This window comes from Streptomyces sp. NPDC111744 (assembly GCF_055634995.1).
The window spans coordinates 171,938-197,123 of record NZ_JBVKCG010000011.1 but is presented as its reverse complement, the minus strand read 5'-3'; the positions used below and the strand labels follow the sequence as shown (position 1 = coordinate 197,123).

Here is a 25,186-nt window from a genome sequence, read left to right as displayed (position 1 = left end):
CGGACGGCAGCCCTGAACAGGCCCCGCGCAAGGCGGTGCCCGCTGCGTCCATTATAGTTGGCTGGCAGCCAGTCAACGCAGGAGTTCCAGCATGTCCCCTCGCAGCGCCTCGGTCAATGAAGAGTTGCGGAGGCGTTCCCGGGAGCGGCTTCTGCAGGCCGCGGTCGAGCTGGTCGACGAGCACGGTTTCGAGGCCACCACGCTGGGTGCCATCGCCGACCGGGCCGGGTCGGCGCGCGGACTGGTGTCGTACTACTTTCCCGGCAAGCGCCAGCTGGTCCAGTCCGCGGTGCACCGGCTGATGCACCGCACGCTGGAGGAGGGCCTGGAGCGCGAGCCGCGCACGGAGGACGGCCGGGAGCGGCTGGCCCGGGCCATCGACGCGATCCTGGGTCTCGCACGCGACCGGCCGGTGCTGATGCGCCAGCACATGGCGGGCCTGCTCCAGGCGGAGGGCTTCGTGCAGTGCCCGGAGCAGCGCCGGCTGTCGGAGCTGCTGGGTGACACCGTCGCCCGCTACGGCTCGCAGAACGTGACGGCCGACTACCCGATGCTGCGCGCCCTGCTGATGGGGGCGGTGTACGCGGCACTGGTGCCCGGGGTACCGATGCCGGTCCCGGTGCTGCGGGCGGAGCTGTTCGAGCGCTACGGGCTCGACTGGGAGCTGGGCGTCCCCCCGGAGTCCCCGGAGTCCGCGGCCGCGGCCGCGGCCGGGCAGCAGGACCTGTCCCGGTTCTTCGCGACGGAGGACCGGACCGGGGCCGGCCCGTCGTAGTCAGCGGCGTGCGTGACGGGGTGTCAGAAAGCCCGCGTCGCGCGCCTGCGCGATGAGCCGCAGCGATCGCCGGCGGCTGTGCCCGGTCGCCCACATGACGGCGAGGACGGGGTCGATGCCCTTCTCCTGCGCGGCCCGGTAGTTCTGGGCGACCAGCCACCGCCCCTCGATGCCCCGCGGCCAGGCGGCCCGGGCGCGCCGCGATCCGACGGCCTCCGCACCCTCAGCGCCTTCGGCGCACTCGGCGCCCTGCGTGCCCTCGGCGTCGTCTTCGGGATCCTCCCCGGCGGGCTCCTCGTCCGCGTACGACTCCATCCCGCACGCCCTGAACAGCGGCTCCTCGATCCAGTCGGCGAGCGCCGTCAGATCGGCCAGGGACAGCGCGGGCCGCGCCTTGACGTCCTCGATCGACACCCGCCCCTCGGCCACCACGGCGAGCGCGTCGACCTGCGCGCCGTCCCCGAAGGAGAGGCTGACCTGGAACCACGACGTGGCCCCGGTGTGCTCCTGCACCTCCCAGGCCGGCGTCACGGACACCGTGCCGTCCTCCGCGCGCCGATCAGAAAGATTAAGAAAGGATGCTTCTAGCACACACGCAACGTAACCGCATGATCACACTCCCTGCGAAGGGACACGCGTCCGCTTCACCCCAGCGGCCCCTGTCGAGGCGGCCATGCCGGTGGGATGCTGGAGACACCAGCCCCTCGGGCAAGGAGTCACCCCGTGTTGCGTGTCGCCGTCGTCGGCTCCGGGCCGAGCGGGTGCTACACCGCCCAGAGCCTCGTCCAGCTCGACCCCACAGTGGTCGTGGACGTCCTGGACCGGCTGCCGTGCCCGTACGGACTGGTGCGGTACGGAGTCGCCCCGGACCACGAGAAGATCAAGTCGCTGCAGGGCAATCTGCGCACGGTCCTCGAACACGAGCGGGTGCGGTTCCTCGGCGGGGTCCGGATCGGCGGCGGTCCCGGCGAGCTCCCGGTGGAGCGACTGCGCCAGCTGTACCACGCGGTGGTGTACTGCGTGGGTGCCGCCGGCGACCGGCGGCTCGGCATCCCGGGCGAGGAGCTGCCGGGCAGCTGGTCGGCGACCGAGTTCGTGTCCTGGTACAGCGCCCATCCGGACGCGATCGACACCGGATTCGTGCGCGACGCCCGCTCGGCGGTGGTCATCGGCGTCGGCAACGTCGCGGTGGACGTGGCCCGGATGCTGGCCCGCGGCGTGGCCGAGCTGAGCCCGACCGACATGCCGCAGGCGGCGCTGACCGCGCTGGCGGCGAGCCGGATAAGAGCGGTCCACGTGGTGGGCCGGCGCGGCCCGTCCCAGGCCCGCTTCACCACCAAGGAACTGCGGGAGCTGGGCGCCCTGCCAGACACCGAGGTCCGCGTCGATCCGGCCGAGTTGGCACTCGACCCGGCCTACGCCGACCCATCCGCGCTGCCCGCCGCCCAGCGCCGCAACGTGGAGGTGCTGCGCGGCTGGAGCGAGGCCGGCGCCCGTGGCGCGGAGCGCGCCATCTGGCTGCGGTTCTTCCTGCGCCCGGTCGAACTGCTCGCGGACGGCGGGCGGGTGGGCGCGGTGCGCTTCGAGCGGACGGAGCCGGACGAGCGCGGCGGGGTGCGGGGCACCGGCCGGTACGAGACCCTCGACGCCCAGCTGGTACTGCGTTCGGTGGGCTATCGCGGAGTACCGCTGGCCGGCCTCCCGTTCGACCCCGAGACCGGCACCGTGCCCCACGCGGCCGGCCGTGTCCTGCACGGTCAAGCCCAGGTGCCGGGCGACTACGTGGCCGGCTGGATCAAACGCGGCCCGACCGGCGTCATCGGCACCAACCGTCCCGACGCCAAGGAGACGGTGACGTCCCTCCTGGCGGACGCGCCCACGCTGCTGGGCAGGGAAGTGCCGGACGACCCGGTCACCGCGCTGCGCTCGCTGGGCATCCAGCCGGTCGAGTGGTCGGGCTGGCAGGCGATCGAGCGGGCCGAGGCGGCGCTCGGCGCCCGGCTGGGCCGCAGTGTGGTCAAGCTGGCCGACTGGGACGCCCTGCTGACGGCGGCGCGATCAGGGTCGTAGCGGAGTCGACCGCGACCAGGTGGGCAGGACACGCAGCGGCAACACCGCGGAAATCAACAAACTGTTCAATCCGCTTACGGTCTCGTCCTGACCGGATGTCGTCCCCCGCCGCCGCTCTGGAGTTCCCGTGTCCACGACCACCGCCCCCGTCCCCGTCCATCCCGTCGACGAGGTCCCACCCGTACGGCAGCTGGCCGCCTTCGGCCTGCAACACGTGCTCGCGATGTACGCGGGTGCCGTCGCCGTCCCGCTGATCGTGGGCGGCGCGATGAAGCTGTCGCCCGCCGACCTGGCGTATCTGATCACCGCCGACCTGTTGGTGTGCGGGATCGCGACGCTCATCCAGTGCGTCGGCTTCTGGCGCTTCGGTGTCCGACTGCCGATCATGCAGGGTTGCACGTTCGCGGCGGTGTCGCCGATGGTCCTCATCGGTACGACGGGCGGCGGACTGCCCGCGATCTACGGCTCGGTGATCGTCGCGGGTCTGGCGATCATGCTCCTGGCCCCGGTCTTCGGAAGGCTGCTGCGCTTCTTCCCGCCGCTGGTCACCGGCACGGTGATCCTGATCATCGGGGTCTCGCTGCTGCCGGTCGCGGGCAACTGGGCCGCGGGCGGCGCAGGTGCGAAGGACTTCGGGGAGCCGAAGAACCTGGCGCTGGCGGCCTTCGTGCTGGCGGTGGTGACAGGCGTGCAGCGGTTCGCCCCGGCCTACCTCGCCCGGATCGCGGTCCTGATCGGCATCGCGGTCGGCGTGGCCGTGGCGGTCCCCTTCGGGTTCACGGACTTCGGCGGGGTCGGCGACGCCGACTGGCTGGGCATCAGCACACCGTTCCACTTCGGCGCGCCGACGTTCAAGGCGTCCGCGATCGTCTCCATGCTGGTGGTGGCCCTGGTCACCATGACGGAGACGACCGGTGACCTGATCGCGGTCGGCGAGATGACCGGCCGCAAGGTCGAGCCGCGCTCCCTCTCCGACGGTCTGCGCGCCGACGGCCTCTCGACCGTCCTGGGCGGTGTCTTCAACACGTTCCCGTACACGGCGTACGCGCAGAACGTGGGCCTGGTCGGCATGACCCGGGTGCGCAGCCGCTGGGTGGTCGCGGCGGCCGGCGGCATCCTGGTGCTGCTCGGCCTGCTGCCCAAGCTGGGCGCGGTGGTCGCGGCGATTCCGGCGCCGGTGCTCGGCGGCGCTGGCCTGGTGATGTTCGGAACGGTCGCGGCGAGCGGCCTGCGCACCCTCGCGACCGTCGAGTTCAAGCGCAACAACAACCTGACGGTGGTGGCCGTCTCGGTGGCGGTCGGGGTGCTTCCGGTGGGTGTGCCGACGGTCTACGAGAAGTTCCCCGACTGGTTCCAGACGGTGATGAACAGCGGTATCAGCGCGGGCTGTCTGACGGCGATCGTCCTGAACCTGCTCTTCAACCACCTTCCGGCGAAGGCTGGTCCGGCCCCGGAGAGCGTGACCGCAGCCGAGTCCGCCTGATCACCTCTGGCCGAAGAGCCTCGTCGGCACCGCCCCGGCCAGCGCCCCGTACCCGGCCGGGTTGAGGTGCAGCCAGTCCCCCACCTGGAGCTCGGCCCGCAGTCGGCTCGGATCGGCCGGATCCCGTACCACCCGGTCGAAGTCGATCACGGCGTCGAAGTGACCGCGGATCCAGGCGTTGACGCGCTGCCGGGCCGCCTCGCGCACGCCCGCTCCGTCGTCGTACGCGTTGCCGCCGAAGGGCAGCAGGGTGGCGCCGTAGACCCGGATGTCCTGGGCATGGGCGCGGACGACGATCTGCCGGTAGGCGGCGATCAGATCGTCGGCGACGGCGCGTTGGGCGTCCGGGGTGGCGGCTGCGGTCACCGAGGTCAGCGGGAGCGGGGTGTCGCCGTAGGCGTTGGAGAAGCGCAGTCGCAGGCGATGGCCGCCGGTGGTGACGCGGACGGTCTGGCGCAGGGTGGTGTCGGCCAGCACCGACTTCTCCCCCGTGAAGGGCGCGGGCGGCAGATTGCCGACCTCGGTGAGCTGCGGCATCCCGGTCCAGGTGTTCACCCAGTGGCCGCCCCGGTCCGGCTGCGCGGTGGCCTGCCGGGGGCTGCGGACCAGCGCGGTGAGGGCCGTGGCGGTCACGACCAGGGCGAGAGCGAGGACGCAGGCGCTGAGGAGCGCGGCGATCGGCGTTCTGCTGGGCTGCGGCTTCACGGGGGCCTTCCTGACGAGGGGCGACGGTGGGACCGTCGTCAACTGACCGCGCAGGTGGTGCCGTTGGGGTGTACGCGGTGAGGGACGCACTGGTCCGGCATCGTGGCATGGACATGGCGGTCATGGAAGCGCTCCCACACGACTTTGCCGACCCAGGATTCGGCGACAACGGATGTTGCGCGAGGCGTTGACTAGAAAGCGCTTGCATCCTACGTTCCGTTCAGCAGCGTGACCGCTGGGACGCGACAGCGCCCATTCGGACCGGTGTCGGCATTTTCGGTTTTGCAGATTGGACGTTGTTCACATGTACGTCTAACTGCTGAACCCGCGCAAGGACCCCCCACCTCGGCAGAAGGCATACGAGACATGACCTCACGAGCACTGACCAGTACGCGCGCACTGGCGGGCGGGCTGGCGGCCCTCGGCCTCTCGCTTGGCATGACCATGATCGATGAGACCCGGGCGAACGCGGCCACCTGGCCGACCGCGAGCGGCAGCCAGGCCGTCACCGCGACCATCAAGCTGTCGGGCACGAAGGACTACGGGATGCTGCGCCTGTACGGCAGCGGCGCCCTCGGCAGCGGCGGCCAGAACGAGGACCAGGACCCGATCCTCGACCTGGCGGCCGGCACGGTCCTGAAGAACGTCATCATCGGCGCGCCCGCCGCCGACGGCATCCACTGCGAGGGCAGCTGCACCCTGCAGAACGTGTGGTGGGAGGACGTCGGCGAGGACGCGGCGACCTTCCGCGGCTCCTCGTCGTCCAACGTCTACACCGTCTCCGGCGGTGGTGCGAGGGAAGCCAGCGACAAGGTGTTCCAGTTCAACGGCGCCGGGACGCTCAACGTGTCCAACTTCGCCGTGCAGAACTTCGGCAAGCTGGTCCGCTCGTGCGGCAACTGCTCCACGCAGTACAAGCGCACGATCAACCTCAACACCATCGAGGCCACCTACAAGGGCAGCGCGCTCGTCGGGATCAACACCAACTACGGCGACAGCGCGACCCTGAAGAACATCACGATCGTCGGGGACAGCGGCAAGAAGATCGTGCCGTGCCAGAAGTACATCGGCAACAACACGGGCGCGGAGCCTCCCACGAACGGAAGCGGGCCAGACGGGACTTACTGCAAGTACGCAAGCTCGGACATCACCTACAAGTGAGCCTGAGCGGTGGGGCCGTCGCCGGACTGGGACGGCCCCACCCCAGAGGGTTCGCGTCTCCTCCAGGGCGGGGACCCTCCCCGGTGTGCGGTGGTAGGGCAGGGCTGTCGTTCGGCACTACGGACAACAGTCCCTGTCCGGGGCCGAACGAGAAAATGGGGTCGAGTTCGTCGTCGGAGCGCCGGGGCGTCCAGGCGAGCCCTCCTGCGGAGGTCTCTCGCGCGGACTCGGCCAGCCACCGCAGCCCGTCCACCGCGAGTCCCTCGACCTCGCCGACCGCCGCAACCGTGGCCTGTGGTGCCGTCATGGGCCCACTCTCGCATGATCTTCCGGACCCGCCCAGGGGGCGAAGGCACTCCCGCCGCGATATCCGCCGCCGCGCACCGGATCGGCCGGTACGCTGCGCGCCATGCCGGACGAGAACCGCTGACCTGTCCCCCGTGCGATGGGCACCTCACGGCTGCCGCCATGGCGCTCTGCAGGCGCAAGGAGGACGGCCGGCGCGTCTGCCGGGTGGTCTCGGCCTGCGACAGCCGACATGTCTGGTGGCGGTGGTCGGACGAGTTGTACGGCGGTTTGGGGCCCTGCCCGGTCCCGAAGCTCTTCACTGGCTGAACTGGCTGATTCGGCCGCGTTGGCTGAGGTGGCGTGTTCCGGTGACGTCAGTCGGCCGGGTCCCCTCTCGGCTCCCCCAGTTCCGTCCGGTAGGCCGCGTAAGCGGTGCGCAGTTCGTCGCCCGGCCAGTCGGGGGGCAGGAGTTCCGGCGGCAGGACAGGGTCCGTCAGCAGGTGGCGTACGGCCGCCGCGAAGACCGTGAAGCGGTCGGGTGGGCGGCGGGATTGGGCCGCGTGGGTCAGGAGGGTGCGGGCGGTGGTGGCCCAGGTCGTCAACGGCCAGAGTGCGGACGCCAGTTCCTGGGCGGGACGGGACGGACGCGCCGTGCAGGGCTCGGCGATCGCCAGCACGTCACCCGGGAGGGGCCTGGCCAGGTTCGCCGGGCGGAGCCAGACGCCCTCGCGGAGTTCTGCCAGGCGGAGGGAGGTCAAACGGGTGCGCAGGTCGGCGCGTTCGGCGGGGCCGCGGCCCGTGGCCGTGATGATCAGCATCTCCCAGTCGCCGTGCCACACGCGCGTGCGGGGCCGTACCGCCTCGTCCTGGCGGCGCTGGCGGGCAAGGAGCCGGTCGCTGAGGCCGTAGACGGCGTCGTCGGTGCGACGCAGGTCACCGGCCGCCGTCATACGGCTGAGCGCGGCCCGGAGTGCGGAGCCGCCGACGCCGAACGGCTCCACGAGGCGGAGCAGGTCCTTCACCGGCAGCTGTGGCGGATGCGTGCCCAGCAGCAGGCTCAGCACGACCGACCGGGCGGACATCGGCCGCAGGTCGACGCCGACTGGCTCGGCGGACACGTTCATGCGCATGGTCACGTACTGTACGTGCGGCTCATTATTGCATCATTGCTACAGCCGTAGCGAGAGTGCAACATGGAGGCATGGACTCGACCGCCGCGTTTCCGCAGCCGCAGTACGCCACTCACGACGTCACCAATCAGGCGCCGCCGCTCGCCCCGTACGACGCCTCCGACGACCCGGCCCTCCTTGAGGGGCTGCGCCGGGAGGGCGCCGAATGGGCCGAGGAGGGGATCCGGCGGCTCGGGGTGCGGGCCGGGAGCGCGGAGGCCCAGGAGTGGGGCGAGCTGGCCAACCGGCACGAGCCGGAGCTGCGCAGCCACGACCGGTACGGCAACCGGATCGACGAAATCGACTTCCACCCCAGCTGGCATCAGCTGATGCGGACGGCCGTGGCCGAGGGGCTGGCGGGGGCCGCCTGGGCGGACGACCGGCCCGGAGCCCACGTGGCGCGGTCGGCCGGCGGGCTGGTGTGGGGGCACACCGAATCCGGCCACGGTTGTCCCACCTCGATGACCTATGCGGCCGTCCCCGCGCTGCGCGCCACCCCGGAACTGGCCAAGGTGTACGAACCGCTGCTGACCAGCCGGGAGTACGACCCGGAGCTGCGCGTGCCGACCGAGAAGCCGGGGCTGCTCGCGGGGATGGGGATGACCGAGAAGCAGGGCGGCTCCGACGTACGGACGAACACGACGGCCGCCACGCCCACCGCCGAGCCGGGCGTCTACACCCTGCGCGGGCACAAGTGGTTCACGTCGGCGCCCATGTGCGACGTCTTCCTGGTGCTGGCGCAGGCCCCGGGCGGGCTGTCCTGCTTCCTTCTCCCGCGCGTGCTGCCGGACGGCAGCCGCAACACGTTCCGCATCCAGCGGCTCAAGGACAAACTCGGCAACCGGTCGAACGCGTCCTCCGAGCCGGAGTTCGACGGAACCATGGCCTGGCTCGTCGGGCCCGAGGGACGGGGTGTGAAGACCATCATCGAGATGGTCAACTGCACCCGGCTGGACTGTGTGATGAACTCGGCGACCCTGATGCGCAAGACACTCGTCGAGGCCGGTCATCATGTGCGGCACCGCAGCGCGTTCGGCGCGCGGCTCGTCGACCAGCCGCTGATGCGCAACGTTCTCGCCGACCTGGCCCTGGAGTCGGAGGCCGCGACCGCCCTCACGCTGCGGCTGGCCGGGGCCGCCGACCGCGCGGTGCGCGGGGACGAACAGGAGCGGGCCTTCCGGCGGATCGCGACCGCCGTCGGCAAGTACTGGGTCACCAAGCGCGGCCCGGCGTTCACGGCCGAGGCCCTGGAGTGCCTGGGCGGCAACGGCTACGTAGAGGACTCCGGTATGCCCCGCCACTACCGCGAGGCGCCCCTGCTGTCGATCTGGGAGGGCTCCGGGAACGTCAACGCGCTCGACGTGCTGCGGGCCCTCACCCGCGAAGCCGGCGCCGCCGACGCCCTGTTCGGGGAGCTCGCCCACGCGCGCGGAGCGGACGCGCGGCTGGACGCCACCGTGAGCCGGCTGAAGACCGAATGGGCGGAAACCGATCAGGTGGGCGCCCGCCGGCTGGTCGAGCGGATGGCGCTCGCCCTCCAGGCCTCCCTGCTGGTCCGGTACTCCCCCGCCGCCGTAGCGGACGCCTTCTGCGCGACCCGGCTCGGCGGCGACTGGGGGCACGCGTTCGGCACGCTGCCCGCCGGGGCCGGGCTGGACGCGATCCTGGAGCGGGCGCTGCCTGACGGGAACTGATCCCTCCGCGGGGTGTCGTTGGCCGGTGAGCGTCGACGGATCGCACACAGTCGTCGTCCGATTCCGCATCGTTGTCAGTGCCGTGGTGCAGACTCCTGATCAGGTGGTACTCGCCTGGGGAGGACAACGTGTTCACGGGGATCGACGAGGTCGACTGGGCCTCGCTGCGGCACGCGTACGGCAGCGCGGAGGACGTGCCCGGTCTGCTGCGCGGACTGGCCTCGGCGGACGCGGCCGAACGGGAGGTCGCGCTCGACGGGATGTACGGCTCGGTGCACCACCAGGGGAACGTGTACGACTCGACGCTCGCCTGTGTCCCGTTCCTCTTCGCGCTCGCTTCCCGCGCGGAGGTGCGGGACCGTGGCGCCATAGTCGAACTGCTGGTCAGCATCGGGGCGGAGAGCGCCGGTCCGCCCGCTCAGGCCGCCGTGCGCGCGGGTGCGGAGGCCTTTGTGCCGCTGGCCGACGACCCGTGCCCCGGGGTGCGGCGGGCGGCCGCGGGGGCGCTGGTCCGGTTCCTCGACGAACCCGCCCGGGTGCTGGAGTTGCTGCGCCGGCGGATCACGATGGAGCGCGACGAGCAGGTGCTGCCGACCCTGGCCGCGGCTCTCGGCCTGTTCGTACGGCGCCATCCCGCCCATGCGGCCGGGGCGGTGGAGCTGCTGGGCACGCAGAGCGAACCGCCGCACTCCCCGGGGATGCGGCTCGCCGCGCTCGGCCAGCTGGCGCTGGGCGCGCCGGAGCGGCTGCCCGCCGATGTGGTGCCGACGGCGGTCCGGCTGCTCAGGGAGCGGTCCGAGCGGCGCGCGACGGGTCCGGACCGGGTGGACCCGGACACGCTCGTCGGCCGGATACGGCGGCTGCGGCCGTCGGACGAAGAGGGTTCGTATCTGCTGCGCACCCTCCACCGGGCGCTGGACGACCGGGTGGCCGACCGGATCGCCCTGCTCGTGGGCCAGTTGAGCTGTCCGGACGCGATGGACCGGTGCAACGCGGTGCGGATGTCGGCCGGGCTGTTCCGTGAGTGGCGGGCGGACTTCAGCGCGCCCGTCTCATTGATCGGCGCCCAACTGGGCTGCCAGGAGGACCAGTTGCGTGATGCGGCCGGCTCGGTGCTCGCGGAGCTGTTCGGGCTGGCCGCGCCCGCCGCCGACGAGCTGCACGCGCTGGTGATCGCACGGCCCGACCTGTGGGTGCATACCTGGGAGCGCGGCAGACCCTCGCTGGGCGGGCCGCTCAAGGGACTGGCCAGGAGCGGGGACCGGCGCGCGGTCCCGGTCCTGGCGCAGTTACTGGCGGGCCCGGTGGTTCCCGCCGGTCTGGGCTTCGAGGTGGTGCATCTGGGCCCGGCGGCGGCTCCGCTCGCCCCCGCGCTGCGGCACCGGCTCGGCCAGGTCCCGCTGGACTCGCCCGAGGCCGCCGAGCTGGCCGCTCCACTGCTGGCGGCGCTCACCGCACTCAAGGACCCGGCGGCGGTGCCGGAGGTGCTGCGGCTGCTGCGCGGCGCACCGGACGGGCTCGGGACCCGGGAGGCCCTCGTCGGGCAGACGGTACGGGCGCTCGACGCCCTGGGTACGGCCTCCCGGGCGGCGGCGCCGGTGCTGCGCGGGCTCCTCGACACCCGGCACGCGGCCCTGGCGGCGGGGGCCCTGTGGTCGGCGGAAGGCGACGCGGACGCCGTACTCCCCGCGCTGCTGCGGGAGTTGACACACGGTCGCAGCCGCAGTGCCCGTACGGCGGCCGAGCAGCTGGGGCGGCTCGGCACCGCCGCACGGGACGCGCTGCCCGCGCTGCGCGCCCTGGCCGGATCCGGCCGGGTGCGGGAACGGACCGCGGGGGCGCAGGCGCTGTGGCGGATCGACGGGGATGCGGATCCCGTACTGCCGGTGTTCCGGGCCGCCTGGTCGGAGAATCCGTACGCCCGCGGCGCGATCGCCGAGTGCCTGGCCGCGATGGGCCCGGCGGGCGCACCGCTGCACGACCTGGTGACGGCCGAACTCGCCACCGCCCGACGGCACACGGCACGGCCGGGCGGGTACGGCAGCCACGACATCGCCCAGGACGAGCGGCTGCTCGCCAACTGCCGTACGGCGCTGGCGAGTCACTGACCTCGGAGCCCCGGAGCGGACCGGGAGCTCCGCGGCTCGATCATGTGAGTAAAGCTCCTCACCTCAACCACATGATCACCACCTCCGGTACATCCCGCCAACCGCTGCCGGTCAGTCACCTGGACGGCGTGACCGGGGACCACATGCCGAGCCACTGCTCGGCGCCCCAGGCCTCGAACCGCTCTACCTCGGTGAACCCCAGCTTCGCCGCGAGACGCATCGAGCCGGCGTTGGCGGTCTGGGTGGTGAGCACCACCGGCTCGCCGGGAAGCGCGCCGGCGAGCCAGCCGAGTGCCGCCGCGCACGCCTCGGCTGCGTACCCGAATCCCCACGCCCGCGGCAGGAACAGATAGCCGAGATCGGCCTTCCCGGCGGCAGCCGGGCGACGGTGCCCCGTTGCTCTTCTGAGCAGGATCTGGCCGATCATCGACCCGTCGAGATCAACGACGAAGCTCCCGGGCCACCGCTCGGGCACCCCGGGCATCTCGCGCTCAAGTTCGTCACGCGGCCGCGGGCCGCCGAGGTAGGTGTGCACCTCTGGCGAGGCGAGCAGCTCGATGAACGCCGCTCGGTCCCGGGTCTCGGGCTCACGGAGCACGAGCCTCTCGGTCCTGATCGGCTCGGGCGGCCAGGCCACGGACCCCAGATCTTCCATCCGCGCACGCTAACAGGTGGTCAACCCAACCGAAAAGGAAACTCTTCTACTTCTCGGTCGAGCCGAGCGGGGGCGATGGGAGTGCCCCCGCCCGAGCTTGTTCGAGCGTGCAACCGCAAGGCGGAGGATGCGTGGACAGTCAGCCGCTACCGCGGTGGAGGCGCCCCCAGGGCTGGGGGACGTCTGCGGGTGACGACAACGCGGCTGGGGGGTGGTCCCTCCGAGGGAGTGCGTGCCCCAAGGCCCGCGGCGCCGGCATGATCTGCCGGACGCCTCCCCCCGACGCCTCAGCCTGTCGTCCGGCCCCATTGCGGCCCGAGCCGCGACCACTCAGCGTCCCAGCGGTCCATCCGCCGCCGCTCCAGCCGGCCGCGCAGGACGAGCCCGGCGACGAAGGGGACGGCGGCCGCGCTCAGCCCGACCAGACCGCCGATCAGCGCGGAGCGGAAGTGGGCCTCGGACGCGGTGACGGGCCGGGTGACGAGATGGCCCTGGGGGTCCGACCAGACGGTGACCGGGGTGCCGACCTTGCTGCCGGCCGCGACCCGGGCCTGGCCGGTGTGCGCGGAGCCGTCGGCGACGGTCCAGCCCACCCTCGCCCAGACCCGTTCACCGCCGGAGGACTCGGACTTCGGCCCGGACCCTCCTGGGGCCCTGTCCATGACATGGGCCACGACCGGGTGCCATTCCACGCGCTCGCGGGCCAGGCTGTCCTCGACCGACCGGGCCGCCGCGAGCCCGCCGAGCACCCCGGCCAGGACGGTGAACAGCCAGGCGCCGAGCAGCACCCAGGCCTCCAGCGTGTCGGCGCGACGCTTCAGCGGGTTGCGCCGCCAGCGCCACAACCAGACCTTCGGACCACGGAACGCCTTCAAAGGCATCCTCCTCACGCGCGCACGGACAGCCCGGACCGCCCTCCCATACGGGAGAGGCCGCCCCGTTGCTCACGGCGAACCTCCTACTCGACGGTCGCACGACTGACCCCGCTTGCGCAGGCGTCTTCCGGAACGAGTCCCGTCACCCTGTTCAACCGGGCCGACACGACGACTCCCACCTGCGAAGACGGACGGTCCAGAGGTCGTTGTCAGTGGTGAGGTGCAGACTGGCCGATATCTGAGGGCCGGCTGTGACACAGACGTCATGGAGGTGATGGGCATGACCGAGGTACTGCTCGCCGTGGGGACCCGCAAGGGCCTGTTCCTGGGGCGGCGGCGAGGTGGCACCTGGGACTTCGACGAGAGTCCCTACTTCAACGCACAGGCGATCTATTCGGTCGCCATCGACACCCGGGGCGAGCGGCCCCGGCTGCTGGCGGGCGGGGACAGCACGCACTGGGGGCCTTCGGTGTTCCACTCCGACGACCTGGGCCGCACCTGGACCGAACCGGCCCGGCCCGCCGTGAAGTTCCCCAAGGACACCCGGGCCTCGCTGGAGCGGGTCTGGCAGCTGCACCCGGCGGCCGCCGAACCGGACGTGGTGTACGCGGGTACGGAACCGGCCGCGCTGTACCGCTCCGAGGACCGCGGGGAGAGCTTCGACCTCGTCCGGCCGCTGTGGGAGCACCCCACGCGCGACAAGTGGGTGCCGGGCGGCGGCGGTGAGGGCCTGCACACCGTCGTCACGGACCAGCGCGACCCCAAGGCGGTGACGGTCGCCGTCTCGACGGCCGGGGTGTTCCGCACCACCGACGGCGGCGCGAGCTGGACGCCGTCCAACTCCGGCGTCTCCGCGGTGTTCCTGCCGGACCCCGACCCGGAGTTCGGCCAATGCGTGCACAAGATCGCCCAGGACGCGGGCAGTCCGGACCGGCTGTATCTGCAGAACCACTGGGGCGTGTACCGAAGCGACGACGCGGGAGCGCACTGGACCGACATCGGCGAGGGGCTGCCGTCCACCTTCGGGTTCGCGGCGGCCGCCCATCCGCACCGTGCGGAGACGGCGTACGTCTTCCCGATCAACGCCGACGCCGACCGGGTGCCGGCCCAGCACCGCTGCCGGGTCTTCCGAACCCCCGACGCGGGTGGCACCTGGGAGCCGCTGTCGGCGGGGCTCCCGGTGGAGGACCACTACGGCACGGTGCTGCGCGACGCGCTCTGCACCGACGACGCGGATCCGGCCGGGGTGTACTTCGGCAACCGCAACGGCGAGGTGTTCGCCTCGGCCGACGACGGAGACAGCTGGCGCCAGTTGGCCTCCCATCTGCCGGACGTGCTGTGCGTCCGGGCGGCGGTCGTCGCCTGAGCCCAGGGCCCGGAGAGAAGGGGGATTCTGTCCGGGCCGGGCAAAGGCCCTGCAAACCCGTGGCCGGGGAGATCACCGCGGGACAACGTCCCGGGCCGCGAGGCGGCTCGGGCAGGTGTGGGTGGTCGCACCCGGATAACGTTGTCGACCGGTCATGACCCGGTGTTGAGCAGGTCGAGGGCGCTCTGCTGACGGGCGGCGTCCACCTGGTCGAGCGGGCCGTACCAGCGCAGCCCGTACTGGTCGAGGGCGTTGCGGTCGCTCGCGTGGGCGCGGTCGGCCTGGCGTTTGAGGTAGGCGGTGTACGGGTGGTCCGGGAGCACGGAGTTGAGTTTGCCGAGGCCGCGCACGTGGGCGCCCTTGAAGGACGGCCCGTCGCCTCCGCAGTCGCCGCTCTCGCACGGATCGCGCAGGATGCCGTCGGAGGTGTGGAGCAGGGTGGTCGTGGTGGCGGCGTCGGCGATCTGCCCTGCCCTGGTGAGCAGTCCGCCGTCGCCGGTGACCTGGTACATGGATGTGAGAGCGCTCCCAGAAGGTAGGAAGGAGCCGAGCGCGCGTCGACGTTGCGGGCGCGTACGGAAGTTGAACCGCGCCTGGCGCTAACGGACCCCCGCCAGGACTTCCGCGGCGGCCACTCCGGAGGCGGCGGTGGCGCCGTGGGTGAAGATATGGGCGGCCGCGGGGACGGGGGCGCCCGGCAGGCCCATCTCCACGACGATCGCGTCGGGCCGCGCGGCGATGAGTTCGGCGAGGGCGCGCGCCATCCATCCGTGCCGGGAGGCGTCCCTGACGACGACGACCAGGGGGCGTCCCGCGGCGGGGGTCAGGGCGTGCGTCTCCAGGGTGGCGGTGCGTGACCGCAGGTCCTCATGGCGCACCCGGACGGACGTCGTGCCGGGCAGTCGCTCGACCAGCGGGGCGGCCACGCCCCAGGGCGTCTCCTTGCCGATGGCCAGGTTGGTGGTGGGCACCAGCTCCACCACGTGCGGCGCGGCGGACAGGGGTACGGTGTCCTGCACGGCACCGGTCAGCCGGATGGCCCTGCGGGCGGCCGCGAAGCCGATGCGGCTGCCGTTCGTGTCGACTGGGCCTGCCGGACGCAGGCCTGCCGACCAGGCCGCGAACTCCCGCACGCGACCGCTCGCCTCGGCGAGCCGCGCCTCCGTGAGGTCCCCGGACGCCACGGCGTCGGCCAGGGTGTCGGCGAGCAGGCCGACGGTGGCCTCCTCGGCGTTCTCGCCGCCCACGCAGACGGCGTCGGCACCGGCGGCGACGGCTCGGACGGTGGCCCCGCCGATGCCGTAGCGGTCGGCGACGGCACCCATCTCGATGGCGTCGGTGACGACCATGCCGTCGAACCCGAGCTCCTGCCGGAGCAGTCCGTCCAGGATGCGCCGGCTGAGCGTGGCGGGCAGGTCGGTGTCGTAGGCGGGGACCAGCAGATGGCCGGTCATCACCGCGCGCACGCCGGCCTCCAGGGCGGCGCGGAACGGCGGCAGGGCCTGGGCGGCGATCTGTTCGCGGTCGGCGCCGTAGGTGGGCAGGCCGTGGTGGGAGTCGACGGCGACATCGCCGTGGCCGGGGAAGTGCTTGGCGCAGGCGGCGACCCCGGCCGACTGGAGGCCCCGGATCCATGCGCCGGTGTGCCGGGACACCACCTTGGGGTCGACGCCGAAGGACCTGACCCCGATGATCGGGTTGTCGGGGTTGGAGTTGACGTCCGCGCTGGGCGCGTAGTCGAGGCTGATGCCGGCGGCGCGCAGCTGTCGGCCCAGGTCGGCGGCGACGGCCTCGGTGAGGTCGGTGTCGTCGACGGTGCCGAGGGCGAAGTTGCCGGGCCGGGTGGAGCCGGTCGCGGACTCGATCCGGGTGACGTCGCCGGCCTCCTCGTCGATCGCGATGACCAACTCGGGGTTCTCCGCGCGTAGTCGGCCGGTCAGCCGGGCGACCTGGTCGATCGAGACGATGTTCCGGGCGAAGAGCACGACCGAGGCCAGCCCGTCACCGATGTCGCGCAGCACCCAGTCCGGCGCGTTGGTGCCCACGAACCCCGGCTGCAGAACGGAGAGCGCAAGTCGTCGCAAGCCCTTGCCGTGTGCGCTGGAGACCATCGCGCATGCCCTTCTGTTGGTACAGACCAATGAGTCTCCGCTCAGGCTAACCGCTCGTGTCAAGTGGGTTCGATTTCCGCCTTCTTGACGAAAACACGCCCTCAACTGCCATGTTTGACACGGCGAGATGGTCTAGTCCAAGTTAGGGCTGCGCGAGTTCGAACCGGGGCTGGTGTGTCACGTGGTGCAGTGATCCTGCGGGAACGACCACCGCCCTCGCTCCGCGCATCTGGTGACCCGGTCGGGGTCGCCGCCACCTGAGATCGAGGTCTGGAGCACCGCATGCCCACGACTGACCGTTATCTCCATCGAGCCCCGTCGAACCTCCCCTACTTCAGTTCGGACGGCGAGACCTATCTCGCCCAGACACCCCTGCGGGACCTGCAGAAGACCCGCCCCCTCAGAGTCCTCTCCGACGAGGACTTCGCCTTCTGGCAGACCTACGGATACGTCGTGGTGAAGGAGGCGATCCCCGCCTCGTCGGCCCGTCGGCTGCTTGACTTCGCCTGGGAGTTCCAGGGTCTCGACCCCGATCGTCCGGAGACCTGGTACGAGGACCGTGAATACCGCTCGGACCTGGACCGGGAACTGCACATCTACGGCTTCGTCGAGGCCTACCACCACCAGCTCCTGTGGGACAGCCGCCAGACGCAGCGCGTCTACGACGCGTTCGTCGACGTGTGGAACTGCGAAGAGCTGTGGGTGACGCTCGACCGGCTCAACCTCAACCCGCCGAACATCAAGAACCGCGACCGGGCGCTGATCCCGAGCACGCAGGAGGGGTTCGACATCGAGCTCCACTGGGATGTCGACACCACCCTCGGGGTGCTGCCGCAGCGGGTCCAGGGAATCATCGCCCTGACCGACACCCGGCCGGAACTCGGCGGATTCCAGTGCTGCCCCGAGCTGTTCAAACGGTTCGACCAGTGGAAGGCCTTCCAGCCCGACGACCGCGACCCGATCCGGCCCAGGATCGACCGTGCGGAGTTCCCCGTGGTGCGACCGGAACTCGAGGCCGGCGATCTGCTGATCTTCAACGGCCTGCTGGCGCACGGCGTGGCGCCCAACACCTCCGACGGGGCGGTGCGTGCGGCCCAGTACCTGTCGATGATGCCGGCGCTGGAGTCGCACCAGGCGCTCAGGCGTTCCCGGATCGAGTCATGGCGCACGCTCAGTACGCCGGACTGGAACCCGACGCTGCTCGGCGACGCCACCCGGCACGAGTCCTTGCGGTACGGCAGGGCCGAACTCACCGACCTGGGGGCGAAGTTGCTGGGCCGCACGTCCTGGCACGGGACGGACCCCGACGAGACGCTCGAGCCGGCTGAGCCGGTCGGAGGAGAGATACCGGTCGGAGAAGAGACATGCGCCGAATCTGTCTGACCCTGCCCACCAACAGGGCCTGCTCCGCGACGATCGCCGCCGTTGCCGAGGAAGCGGCGTACGCGGCCGAGCGCTTCGACACAGAGGTGCACCTGCTGATCCTGGACTCCTGCACCCCACCGGTCCATGCGGAACACGCCGAGGCCGTGCGCCGCATCCCTGGCGATCCGCGGATCGTCGTACACCATCTCGACGAGGACCGGCAGCGGGACTTTCTCCGGCGGCTGATCGAGCGGGCCGAAGTCATGAAGCCCGATCTGCTGCTGGACCTGATGCTCCCGGCCGGCGTCTCCTACGGCGCCTGCACCAACCGCGCGTTCCTCATCGCCGCCGCGCTCGGCTGCGAGTCCGTCCACCGCAGGGACTCCGACAGCCGCTATCAGGTCGTGAACGGCGACAACGTTTTCCCCGTCCACCACGAACTCCTGTCGCTCGGCAGGCGCGCGACCGACGCCGCGCACGTCGTCACCGAGAACGCGCTGGCCGCCGAACACATGAGCAAGCGGGTCGCGATGGTGGGCAGCTCGTTCGTGGGTGAACTGTCCGTGGACATCGGCGAGATACTCCGGACCGACCCCGCCGTCTACCACGAGGTGGTCGGTCTGTGGGCGCCCGGCGAGTGGTCCGACGAGCAAAGGCGACAACTGGTCGACGAGTCCTTCCGAGGCGCGGGCTCGGCCGCCTTCACCGCGGATCACTCCACGCTGGCCCTGGTCGATCCCATGCGCGTGGACATGTGCAACATCAGCTTCCACGGAGTACACGAACGCGTGCCGTTGCCGCCCGCGACCGACACGATCGGCAGCGACTACTTCCTGATCCACCTGGTCCACGACGCCGCACTGCCGGGCGTCCTGCACAACCGGAACATCGTCAACTTCTACACCGGTGAGCGCAGGACCGACTCGGGTCTGATCGCGTACCAGCTGCGTTTCGTCAAGTTCCTTCTGTCCATGCTCTACTTCAACTTCATCTACGCCGAAATGGCCCGCCCCGATGCGCGGTTGGTCGGCGACCACGGACAGGTGCGCGCGTCCGCCGTCGTCCGGCTGGCGCGGGAGAGCGCGCGGTTGGATCCGGGTGAGAACGTCCGGCGGCTGGACATCCTCGACTCGGCCTACCGGAAACTGGGCGGCAGATACGCCGAGTTCGCCGATCTCCTGTGGCGGCGCCGCGAACGGCTCCTCGACGAAGCGCGCCGCGACATCGAGGACTTCGCCCTGCTGACGGAAGCTTGGGAACCGTTGGTGCGTGCGGCGAGACTCACCTCCGTCCCTGCGACGCCCGGGCAGCAGCGGTGAGATCACCCCTGACCACCGTACTGGAAGGCGCCACCGAGGACCGGATCGTCTTCGACCTGACCGGAATCGAGGACGGCTACGACCGGCTGCGGCGTGAACTGCCCGGCGTCGACGTCCGTTTCGCCATGAAGGCCTGCCCGGTCGACGAGGTACTCGCGTGCCTCGCGGGGAAGGGCGCCGGAGTCGACGGGGCAAGCCCCCGCGAACTGGAGCAGGCGCTGCGCGCGGGCGTGCCCGTCGACCGGATGCACTACGGCAACACCGTCAAGTCGGACCGGGACATCGCCGCCGCCCACCGGCTCGGGGTCCGGGACTTCGCCACCGACAGCCTGGAGGACATGGCGGCGATCGCGGCCCACGCTCCGGGAGCCCGGGTGTTCGTCAGGCTGGCGACCGGCGGCGAAGGGGCGCTGTGGGGGCTCAGCGACAAGTTCGGCTGCGCGCCCGCGGATGCGGTGCGGATCCTCGCGGCGGCGCGGGAGAAGGGACTGACCCCCGCCGGGCTGTCCGTGCACGTCGGCTCCCAGCAGATGACGGCCGACGCCTGGCACAGTGCCGTCGAGCGCCTGGCGGACGTCCTGACCGCGCTGGGCCGGCGCGGGATCCTGCTGGATCACGTCAACCTCGGCGGCGGTCTGCCGGCCCTCGGATACCTCGACCGCTACGGCACGCCTCTGGACCCCCCGCTCGACAAGATCTTCGCCGTGATCCGCGAGGGCATGCGCCACCTCAGGAATGTCCATGGCGAGCACCTCGGGTTCGTCATGGAACCGGGGCGCCACCTCGTCGCCGACCACGGGGTCATCCGGGCCCATGTGGCGAGGCTGTCGAAGCGGCGCCGGCCCGACGGCGAGCCGCAGTACTGGCTCTACCTGAGCTGCGGCAAGTTCAACGGCCTGTACGAGATGGACGCCTTGCAGTACCGGCTCGTCTTCCCCACGCACCGTGACGCCGGGTCCGTCCCGGCCGTCGTCGCGGGTCCCACCTGCGACAGCGACGACGCCTACCCCCATGAGCACGGTCTCGTGCAGGTCCCCGTGGATCTGGCGTCGGGAGACCCGGTCTGGGTACTGTCCAGCGGCGCCTACGCGATCAGCTACACGACCCAGGGGTTCAACGGCTTCGACCCGCTCCCGTACGTCTGCACGGGCGGGGGACGGCCATGAGCGGCGACCAGATACACATACGCCCCATCACCGACGCCGACTGGGACGCCGTCGTCGCGATGGAGTCCCGCGCCTACACGGCACTCGGCCTGTCGGAGGGGCGCGCGGCACTGCGGTCCCGGGCGGACGCCTCGCCGGACACCTGTTTCGTCCTGGACGTCGACTCGGAGCCGGCCGGGTACCTGCTGGCGCTGCCGTATCCGCCTTTCGGATACCCGGACCTCGAACGGACGGAGGTGGCCGCGCTCCCCTCGCGTTCCGCGCGCAATCTGCACCTGCACGACATCGTGGTCACGGAGCGGCTGCGCGGCCGGGGACTGGGCCAGCGGCTTCTGAACCACCTGACGCTGACCGCCTGTTCGCGCGGGTTCGAGCAGATCTCGCTGATCGCCGTCGGCCGTAGCGAGCCGTTCTGGTCGGCGCGCGGATTCACCGCCTGCCCGGGGATCTCCCCGGGCGGTTACGGCGCGAACGCCGTCTACATGTCCCGCTCCCTGTCCCGTCTCCATGCCCGAGGCGACGGCCGAGTCGACCAAGCGAGTTGATGTGCGTGTTCCGTGTCCATGATCCTTTCCTCCGCGCCCAGTTGGCCATAGCCGCACTGTTCTGTTCGCTCGGTTTCCAGTACGCGACGTGGGCCTCGCGGATCCCCGCCCTCAAGGCGGACCTCGGTCTGACCGCGGCCGAGGTGGGGGTGCTGCTGATGGCCGCGGGCATAGGTGCCGTGGCGTCGTTCCCGCTGGTGCCGGTGCTCACGAAGAGGCTGGGCTCGGCACGGCTGGCGCTGCTGTCGGCCCTCTGTCTGACCGTGCTGCTGGCAGCACTGGCCGCGGCGCCGGACTATCCCGTCGCCCTGCTTGTCATGCTGGCTGACGGGGTGTTCGTGGGATGCCTGAACGTGGCCATGAACGCGCAGGGAGCGGCCCTGGAGACCCGGTACGAACGCAACGCCATGGCCCGACTGCACGCGACGTTCAGCGCCGGCTCCCTCCTCGCGGCCCTACTCGCCTCCGGCATGAACGCGGCGACCTCGTCGGTGGCGGTGCACTTCGGTGTGGCCGCCGTGTTGCTCGTCCTGCTGGCCGCCGTGGCGCGCACCGGTCTGCTCGACGAGGACGCGTCCGCCGCGTCCGCCGAGGGGAAGCCCGCCAAGGAGAGGAAGAGCGGCGGCGCATGGAGCCTGCCGTCCCGTATGACGCTCTGGATGTGCTGCGCCATGGCGTTCGGCACGGTGACCGAGGGCGCCATGAACGACTGGTCCGCCCTCTACCTGAGGGAAGTCGCCAACGCCTCCGTAGAGTTGGCGCCGACGGGCATCGCCGTGGTGTCGGGCATGATGGTGGTGGCCCGTCTCTTCGCCGACGGCTGGCGCACCCGCTGGGGCGACGGACGGGTCGTCCTGTCGGGCAGCGCGCTGGCCGCCGCAGGGCTGGCCTTCGCCCTGGTGAGCGGGGGCGTGGCGGCAGCCCTCGTCGGGTTCGCCTGCGTCGGGCTGGGCTGTGCGGCCGTCACCCCGTGCGTCTATGTGGCCGCGGCGAAACAGGGCTCGGATGCGCTGGCCCTGGTCGCCGCGATGGGTACGACGGGCCTGCTGGCCGGGCCACCGCTCATCGGGTTCGTGGCGAACTCGAGCAGCCTGGTGTGGGGACTGGCGGTCGTCGCGGCAGCGGCGCTCGTGGTCTCGCTGGCCAGTACGCGCATCCGCTGGACGCCGGCCGGGGGCTGACCGGCGGCCGCGTCATCGGACACCGACCTTTGGACCTGCTCACGCGCCTCGGCACCGACTGCGTCGATCTCTGCCCCGACGATCCACGGAAGCCGTGCCCGAGGCCTCGGGCACGTCCGCCCAGCCTCCCACGACCGGCCCGGACGCTGCTCGATCACCGGGCCGCTGCCGGCCGCAGTCCTTCCCGGTGCTTTCGGGCCGAGCCCATCACCGCGTCGAGGGTGTCCCGGGTGCGTATGAGGTCGGCGATGTGCTCGGAGAGCCGGTCGCGTTCCTGTGCCATCCGCTCCAGTGCGGCGTCCGAGTTCTCCTCGCTGGGCGCGTCGACGCACGGCAGCAGTTGGGCGATGGTGCGGCTGGACAGGCCCGCGGCGTACAGCCGCTGGATGAACGCCACCCGCTCGACCTCCTCCTCGCTGTAGTGCCGCTGCCCGCTGACGCTGCGGGAGCTGCTGAGGAGCCCCTGGTCCTCGTAGTAACGCAGGGATCTGACGCTGACTCCCGTTCGCGACGCGAGTTCTCCGATGCGCATACCGCCTCCTCTGTGACCTGCGACACAGGACTTGCCTCTGACATCCATGTGAGGTTTTAGCGTAACTGCCGTACCCGAGAGCCGGGCACGGTGGATCGCGATGGAGTCCTGACGTGACGACCCTTTTCGACAGTTACCAGCTCGGCGAACTGACGCTGCCCAACCGGGTGGTGATGGCCCCGATGTCACGGGTCCGGGCCGCCGCCGGCGGACTGGCCACGCCGTCGATGGCGACGTACTACGCCCAGCGGGCGACGGCCGGGCTGATCGTGACCGAGGGGGTGCAGCCGAGTCTGGTCGGGCAGTCGAATCCGGGTACGCCAGGACTGCACAGCGACGAGCACGTCGCCTCGTGGCGCCCCGTGACCGCCGCCGTACACGCCAACGGCGGCCGGATCTTCGCCCAGATCATGCACAGCGGACGGGTCTCGCACCCCGACACGACCGGAACGCAGCCGGTCGGTCCCTCGGCCGTCCCGGCCGTCGGCGAGGTGTTCACCCCGACCGGACCCCAGCCCGCGCCGACGCCACGCGCCCTGGACACCGCCGAAGTGCCCGAGCACGCCCGGTCGTACGCCCAGGCGGCCCGGCACGCCGTCGACGCCGGATTCGACGGCGTGGAACTGCACGGCGCCAACGGCTATCTGATCTCACAGTTCCTCTCCTCCAACGCCAATCTCCGCACGGACCGCTATGGCGGCTCGGTGACCAACCGGATCCGGTTCGCCGTCGAGGCGGTGGCGGCCACCGTCGAGGCGGTCGGCGGGGCCAGGACCGGCATCCGTCTCTCCCCGGGTGGCACGTTCTGGGGCGTCGAGGAAGGCGATGTCCCCGAGCTCTACACCGCCCTCCTGACCGAACTGGCCCGCCTCGACGTGGCCTATGTCCATCTGACGGCCACCGCCCCCGAAGACGTACTCGTCGGCCTGCGCCGTACCTGGCCGGGCACCCTCATCATGAACCCGGTGCTTCCCATGGGTCCCAAGCAGGCCGGCCGGGCCGACGCCGACCACTGGCTCGGGCTGGGTGCCGAGCTCATCAGCTTCGGCCGCGGCTTCATCGCCAACCCCGACCTGGTCGAGCGCCTGCGCACCGGTGTCCCGATCGCTCCCGTCGAGGAGGCCACGTACTACCAGGGTGGTGACGCCGGATATCTGACGTACCCGGCCTATCAGTACACGGCCTGACGACCTCCGCTCCCCGCTGTCTCTGGCCTCGGTCGTGGCGCTCGGGGGTCAGGCCAGGAAGTCGGTGACGGTCTTGGTGAACCAGTGCGGGTCCTCTTCGGCGACGAAGTGTCCCGTCGGTGCCACCTTGCCCTGCACGCTGTCCGCGTGGGACCGAGGGCCTGTGCGGCGGCCGTGCCGGAGCGTTCGCTGCCGATGGCCAGGACGGGCATGGGCAGTGGCCTGGCCGGCCGGCCAGGAGGGTGCGGTAGCGCTCGAAGCCACCGCGGAGCCGCTCCCGCCCTCTGTAGGACGCCGCATACGCGGCGAGGTCCTCGGGGCTGAAGGTGCCGGGGGTCAGACCGCTCAGCGAGAATTGATCGCTCCCGAAGAAGCGGACTGCTGAAAATCCCGTCTTACACGCACTCCGCACCGGTCCCTCCGCGGGCACCGCAAGGGCAGGCGCCGGCGGTACCGCGACTCCAGTTCGGCAGCGCAGCCGGTGTCACCGCCCCGATCCGGCTGCGGGGCCGTACGCGCGAGGCCCGCGCCGGACGGGAGTGGGCCGAACGGCCGCCGCCCTCCGGGCCATCACACGCACCACGGCTTACGGCAGACGCCAGTCCACCGGCTGCCCCCCTTGCCGCACCAGCAGGTCGTTGGCCCGACTGAACGGACGCGAACCGAAGAACCCGCGGTCCGCCGACATCGGCGAGGGATGAGCGCTCTCGATCGCCGGAAGATCCCCGAGCAACGGCCGCAGATTTCGGGCATCACGCCCCCAGAGGATGGACACCAGCGGCTTGCCACGCGCCGCCAGCGCCCGGATGGCCTGCTCGGTGACCTCCTCCCAGCCCTTGCCCCGGTGCGCGGCCGGACTGCGCGGAGCCGTGGTGAGTGCCCTGTTCAGCAAGAGCACACCCTGCTGGATCCAGGGGGTGAGGTCGCCGTTGGACGGCCTGGGCAGCCCCAGGTCGGTGTTCAGCTCCCGGAAGATGTTTTCGAGGCTGCCCGGCAACGAACGCACCTCGGGCGAGACCGCGAAACTCAGCCCGATGGCCATCCCCGGCGTGGGATAGGGATCCTGGCCGACGATCAGGACACGGACGTCGTCGAAGGGCTGCTGGAAGGCCCGCAGGACATTCGCTCCGGACGGAAGGTAGGTCCGGCCGGCCGCTATCTCGGACCGCAGGAAGTTCCCCATCGCGGCGATACGTTCGGCCGCAGGTTCAAGAGCCTTCGCCCAGCCTGCCTCAACAAGTTCATGCAAGGGTCGTGGTGCCACAGAGCGTCACCCTACTGGCACACGCCGGGCTTCCGCACAGCCGCGGAAGCCTCCCACGCACAGACACCGTCCTCGGCGCTACTCTTCCTCCTCATCAAGGTCATCGAGCCGGTCAAGGGAGATCGCGTCGCCGGTCACCGGGAAGGAGGGGAGCCCCGTTGGATCCA

At 71.3% G+C, this 25,186-nt stretch carries 21 protein-coding genes and 1 pseudogene; 13 read left to right on the top strand and 9 right to left on the bottom strand.

Going from position 1 to position 25,186, the window contains the following annotated elements:
* Positions 1-91 precede the first annotated feature (91 nt).
* Positions 92-775, top strand: a complete 684-nt coding sequence (locus tag ACZ7OO_RS24790) for a TetR/AcrR family transcriptional regulator (RefSeq protein WP_471507722.1) — start codon at positions 92-94, stop codon at positions 773-775.
* Here the strand turns inward: ACZ7OO_RS24790 and ACZ7OO_RS24785 are convergent, their stop codons facing one another.
* Entirely contained in the window at positions 776-1,312 is a 537-nt protein-coding gene (locus ACZ7OO_RS24785; protein WP_471507720.1) for a DUF6214 family protein, read from the bottom strand.
* 186 nt (positions 1,313-1,498) lie between these two features.
* Here ACZ7OO_RS24785 and ACZ7OO_RS24780 point away from each other — a divergent pair, with 186 nt between their 5' ends.
* Together ACZ7OO_RS24780 and ACZ7OO_RS24775 are read left to right on the top strand one after the other, a co-directional pair.
* Complete coding sequence (locus tag ACZ7OO_RS24780) at positions 1,499-2,845, top strand: FAD-dependent oxidoreductase (RefSeq protein WP_471507719.1); 1,347 nt, start codon at positions 1,499-1,501, stop codon at positions 2,843-2,845.
* A gap of 127 nt (positions 2,846-2,972) precedes the next feature.
* Positions 2,973-4,328, top strand: a complete 1,356-nt coding sequence (locus ACZ7OO_RS24775; RefSeq protein WP_471507717.1) for a nucleobase:cation symporter-2 family protein — start codon at positions 2,973-2,975, stop codon at positions 4,326-4,328.
* Here the strand turns inward: ACZ7OO_RS24775 and ACZ7OO_RS24770 are convergent, their stop codons facing one another.
* Entirely contained in the window at positions 4,329-5,033 is a 705-nt protein-coding gene (locus ACZ7OO_RS24770; RefSeq protein WP_471507715.1) for a GDSL-type esterase/lipase family protein, read from the bottom strand.
* 366 nt (positions 5,034-5,399) lie between these two features.
* On the opposite strand from ACZ7OO_RS24770, the gene ACZ7OO_RS24765 reads away from it, so the two are divergent.
* Positions 5,400-6,194: a pectate lyase gene (locus ACZ7OO_RS24765; RefSeq protein WP_471507714.1), complete on the top strand. Its 795-nt coding sequence runs from the start codon at positions 5,400-5,402 to the stop codon at positions 6,192-6,194.
* Between the two features lie 662 nt (positions 6,195-6,856).
* On the opposite strand, the gene ACZ7OO_RS24760 is transcribed toward ACZ7OO_RS24765, so the two are convergent.
* Positions 6,857-7,612, bottom strand: a complete 756-nt coding sequence (locus ACZ7OO_RS24760; RefSeq protein ID WP_471507712.1) for a PaaX family transcriptional regulator C-terminal domain-containing protein — start codon at positions 7,610-7,612, stop codon at positions 6,857-6,859.
* A 71-nt stretch (positions 7,613-7,683) separates the two neighbouring features.
* Between ACZ7OO_RS24760 and ACZ7OO_RS24755 the strand changes: the two genes are divergently transcribed.
* Both ACZ7OO_RS24755 and ACZ7OO_RS24750 read left to right on the top strand, forming a co-directional pair.
* The gene (locus ACZ7OO_RS24755; protein ID WP_471507710.1) at positions 7,684-9,345 is read left to right on the top strand and encodes an acyl-CoA dehydrogenase family protein; all 1,662 of its coding nucleotides are present in this window, start codon (positions 7,684-7,686) and stop codon (positions 9,343-9,345) included.
* 128 nt (positions 9,346-9,473) lie between these two features.
* Positions 9,474-11,453, top strand: a complete 1,980-nt coding sequence (locus ACZ7OO_RS24750) for a HEAT repeat domain-containing protein (protein WP_471507708.1) — start codon at positions 9,474-9,476, stop codon at positions 11,451-11,453.
* Positions 11,454-11,568: 115 nt separating this feature from the next.
* Here ACZ7OO_RS24750 and ACZ7OO_RS24745 read toward each other — a convergent pair whose 3' ends face one another.
* Both ACZ7OO_RS24745 and ACZ7OO_RS24740 read right to left on the bottom strand, forming a co-directional pair.
* Positions 11,569-12,108: a GNAT family N-acetyltransferase gene (locus ACZ7OO_RS24745; protein WP_471507706.1), complete on the bottom strand. Its 540-nt coding sequence runs from the start codon at positions 12,106-12,108 to the stop codon at positions 11,569-11,571.
* 287 nt (positions 12,109-12,395) lie between these two features.
* Positions 12,396-12,989, bottom strand: coding sequence for an Rv1733c family protein (locus ACZ7OO_RS24740; RefSeq protein WP_471507704.1), 594 nt, complete (start codon positions 12,987-12,989; stop codon positions 12,396-12,398).
* Positions 12,990-13,263: 274 nt separating this feature from the next.
* Between ACZ7OO_RS24740 and ACZ7OO_RS24735 the strand changes: the two genes are divergently transcribed.
* Positions 13,264-14,349, top strand: a complete 1,086-nt coding sequence (locus tag ACZ7OO_RS24735; RefSeq protein WP_471507702.1) for a WD40/YVTN/BNR-like repeat-containing protein — start codon at positions 13,264-13,266, stop codon at positions 14,347-14,349.
* Positions 14,350-14,501: 152 nt separating this feature from the next.
* On the opposite strand, the pseudogene ACZ7OO_RS24730 reads toward ACZ7OO_RS24735, so the two are convergent.
* Together ACZ7OO_RS24730 and ACZ7OO_RS24725 are read right to left on the bottom strand one after the other, a co-directional pair.
* Positions 14,502-14,870 (bottom strand): annotated as a pseudogene (locus ACZ7OO_RS24730) (glycoside hydrolase family 76 protein); the annotation flags it as partial.
* A gap of 78 nt (positions 14,871-14,948) precedes the next feature.
* Positions 14,949-16,460 carry a glycoside hydrolase family 3 protein gene (locus ACZ7OO_RS24725; RefSeq protein WP_471507700.1) on the bottom strand — a complete coding sequence of 504 codons (1,512 nt, stop codon included), beginning with the start codon at positions 16,458-16,460 and terminating at the stop codon, positions 14,949-14,951.
* A gap of 282 nt (positions 16,461-16,742) precedes the next feature.
* On the opposite strand from ACZ7OO_RS24725, the gene ACZ7OO_RS24720 reads away from it, so the two are divergent.
* From ACZ7OO_RS24720 to ACZ7OO_RS24700, 5 genes are read left to right on the top strand one after another with little or no spacing between them, the layout of a single operon-like run.
* Positions 16,743-17,843, top strand: a complete 1,101-nt coding sequence (locus tag ACZ7OO_RS24720; RefSeq protein WP_471507698.1) for a phytanoyl-CoA dioxygenase family protein — start codon at positions 16,743-16,745, stop codon at positions 17,841-17,843.
* Positions 17,825-19,144 (top strand): DUF6271 family protein, encoded by a 1,320-nt coding sequence (locus ACZ7OO_RS24715; RefSeq protein WP_471507696.1) that lies wholly within the window; start codon positions 17,825-17,827, stop codon positions 19,142-19,144. The genes ACZ7OO_RS24720 and ACZ7OO_RS24715 overlap by 19 nt, the downstream gene beginning before the upstream one ends.
* Positions 19,141-20,310, top strand: coding sequence for a type III PLP-dependent enzyme (locus ACZ7OO_RS24710; protein WP_471507694.1), 1,170 nt, complete (start codon positions 19,141-19,143; stop codon positions 20,308-20,310). The genes ACZ7OO_RS24715 and ACZ7OO_RS24710 overlap by 4 nt, the downstream gene beginning before the upstream one ends.
* Entirely contained in the window at positions 20,307-20,855 is a 549-nt protein-coding gene (locus ACZ7OO_RS24705; RefSeq protein WP_471507692.1) for a GNAT family N-acetyltransferase, read from the top strand. The genes ACZ7OO_RS24710 and ACZ7OO_RS24705 overlap by 4 nt, the downstream gene beginning before the upstream one ends.
* Entirely contained in the window at positions 20,855-22,036 is a 1,182-nt protein-coding gene (locus ACZ7OO_RS24700; protein ID WP_471507690.1) for an MFS transporter, read from the top strand. The genes ACZ7OO_RS24705 and ACZ7OO_RS24700 overlap by 1 nt, the downstream gene beginning before the upstream one ends.
* A 154-nt stretch (positions 22,037-22,190) precedes the next feature.
* Here ACZ7OO_RS24700 and ACZ7OO_RS24695 read toward each other — a convergent pair whose 3' ends face one another.
* Positions 22,191-22,568 (bottom strand): MerR family transcriptional regulator, encoded by a 378-nt coding sequence (locus ACZ7OO_RS24695; protein ID WP_471507688.1) that lies wholly within the window; start codon positions 22,566-22,568, stop codon positions 22,191-22,193.
* Between the two features lie 113 nt (positions 22,569-22,681).
* Here ACZ7OO_RS24695 and ACZ7OO_RS24690 point away from each other — a divergent pair, with 113 nt between their 5' ends.
* Complete coding sequence (locus ACZ7OO_RS24690; RefSeq protein ID WP_471507686.1) at positions 22,682-23,755, top strand: alkene reductase; 1,074 nt, start codon at positions 22,682-22,684, stop codon at positions 23,753-23,755.
* A 586-nt stretch (positions 23,756-24,341) separates the two neighbouring features.
* On the opposite strand, the gene ACZ7OO_RS24685 is transcribed toward ACZ7OO_RS24690, so the two are convergent.
* Entirely contained in the window at positions 24,342-25,019 is a 678-nt protein-coding gene (locus ACZ7OO_RS24685) for a uracil-DNA glycosylase (protein ID WP_471507684.1), read from the bottom strand.
* Positions 25,020-25,186: the final 167 nt, after the last annotated feature.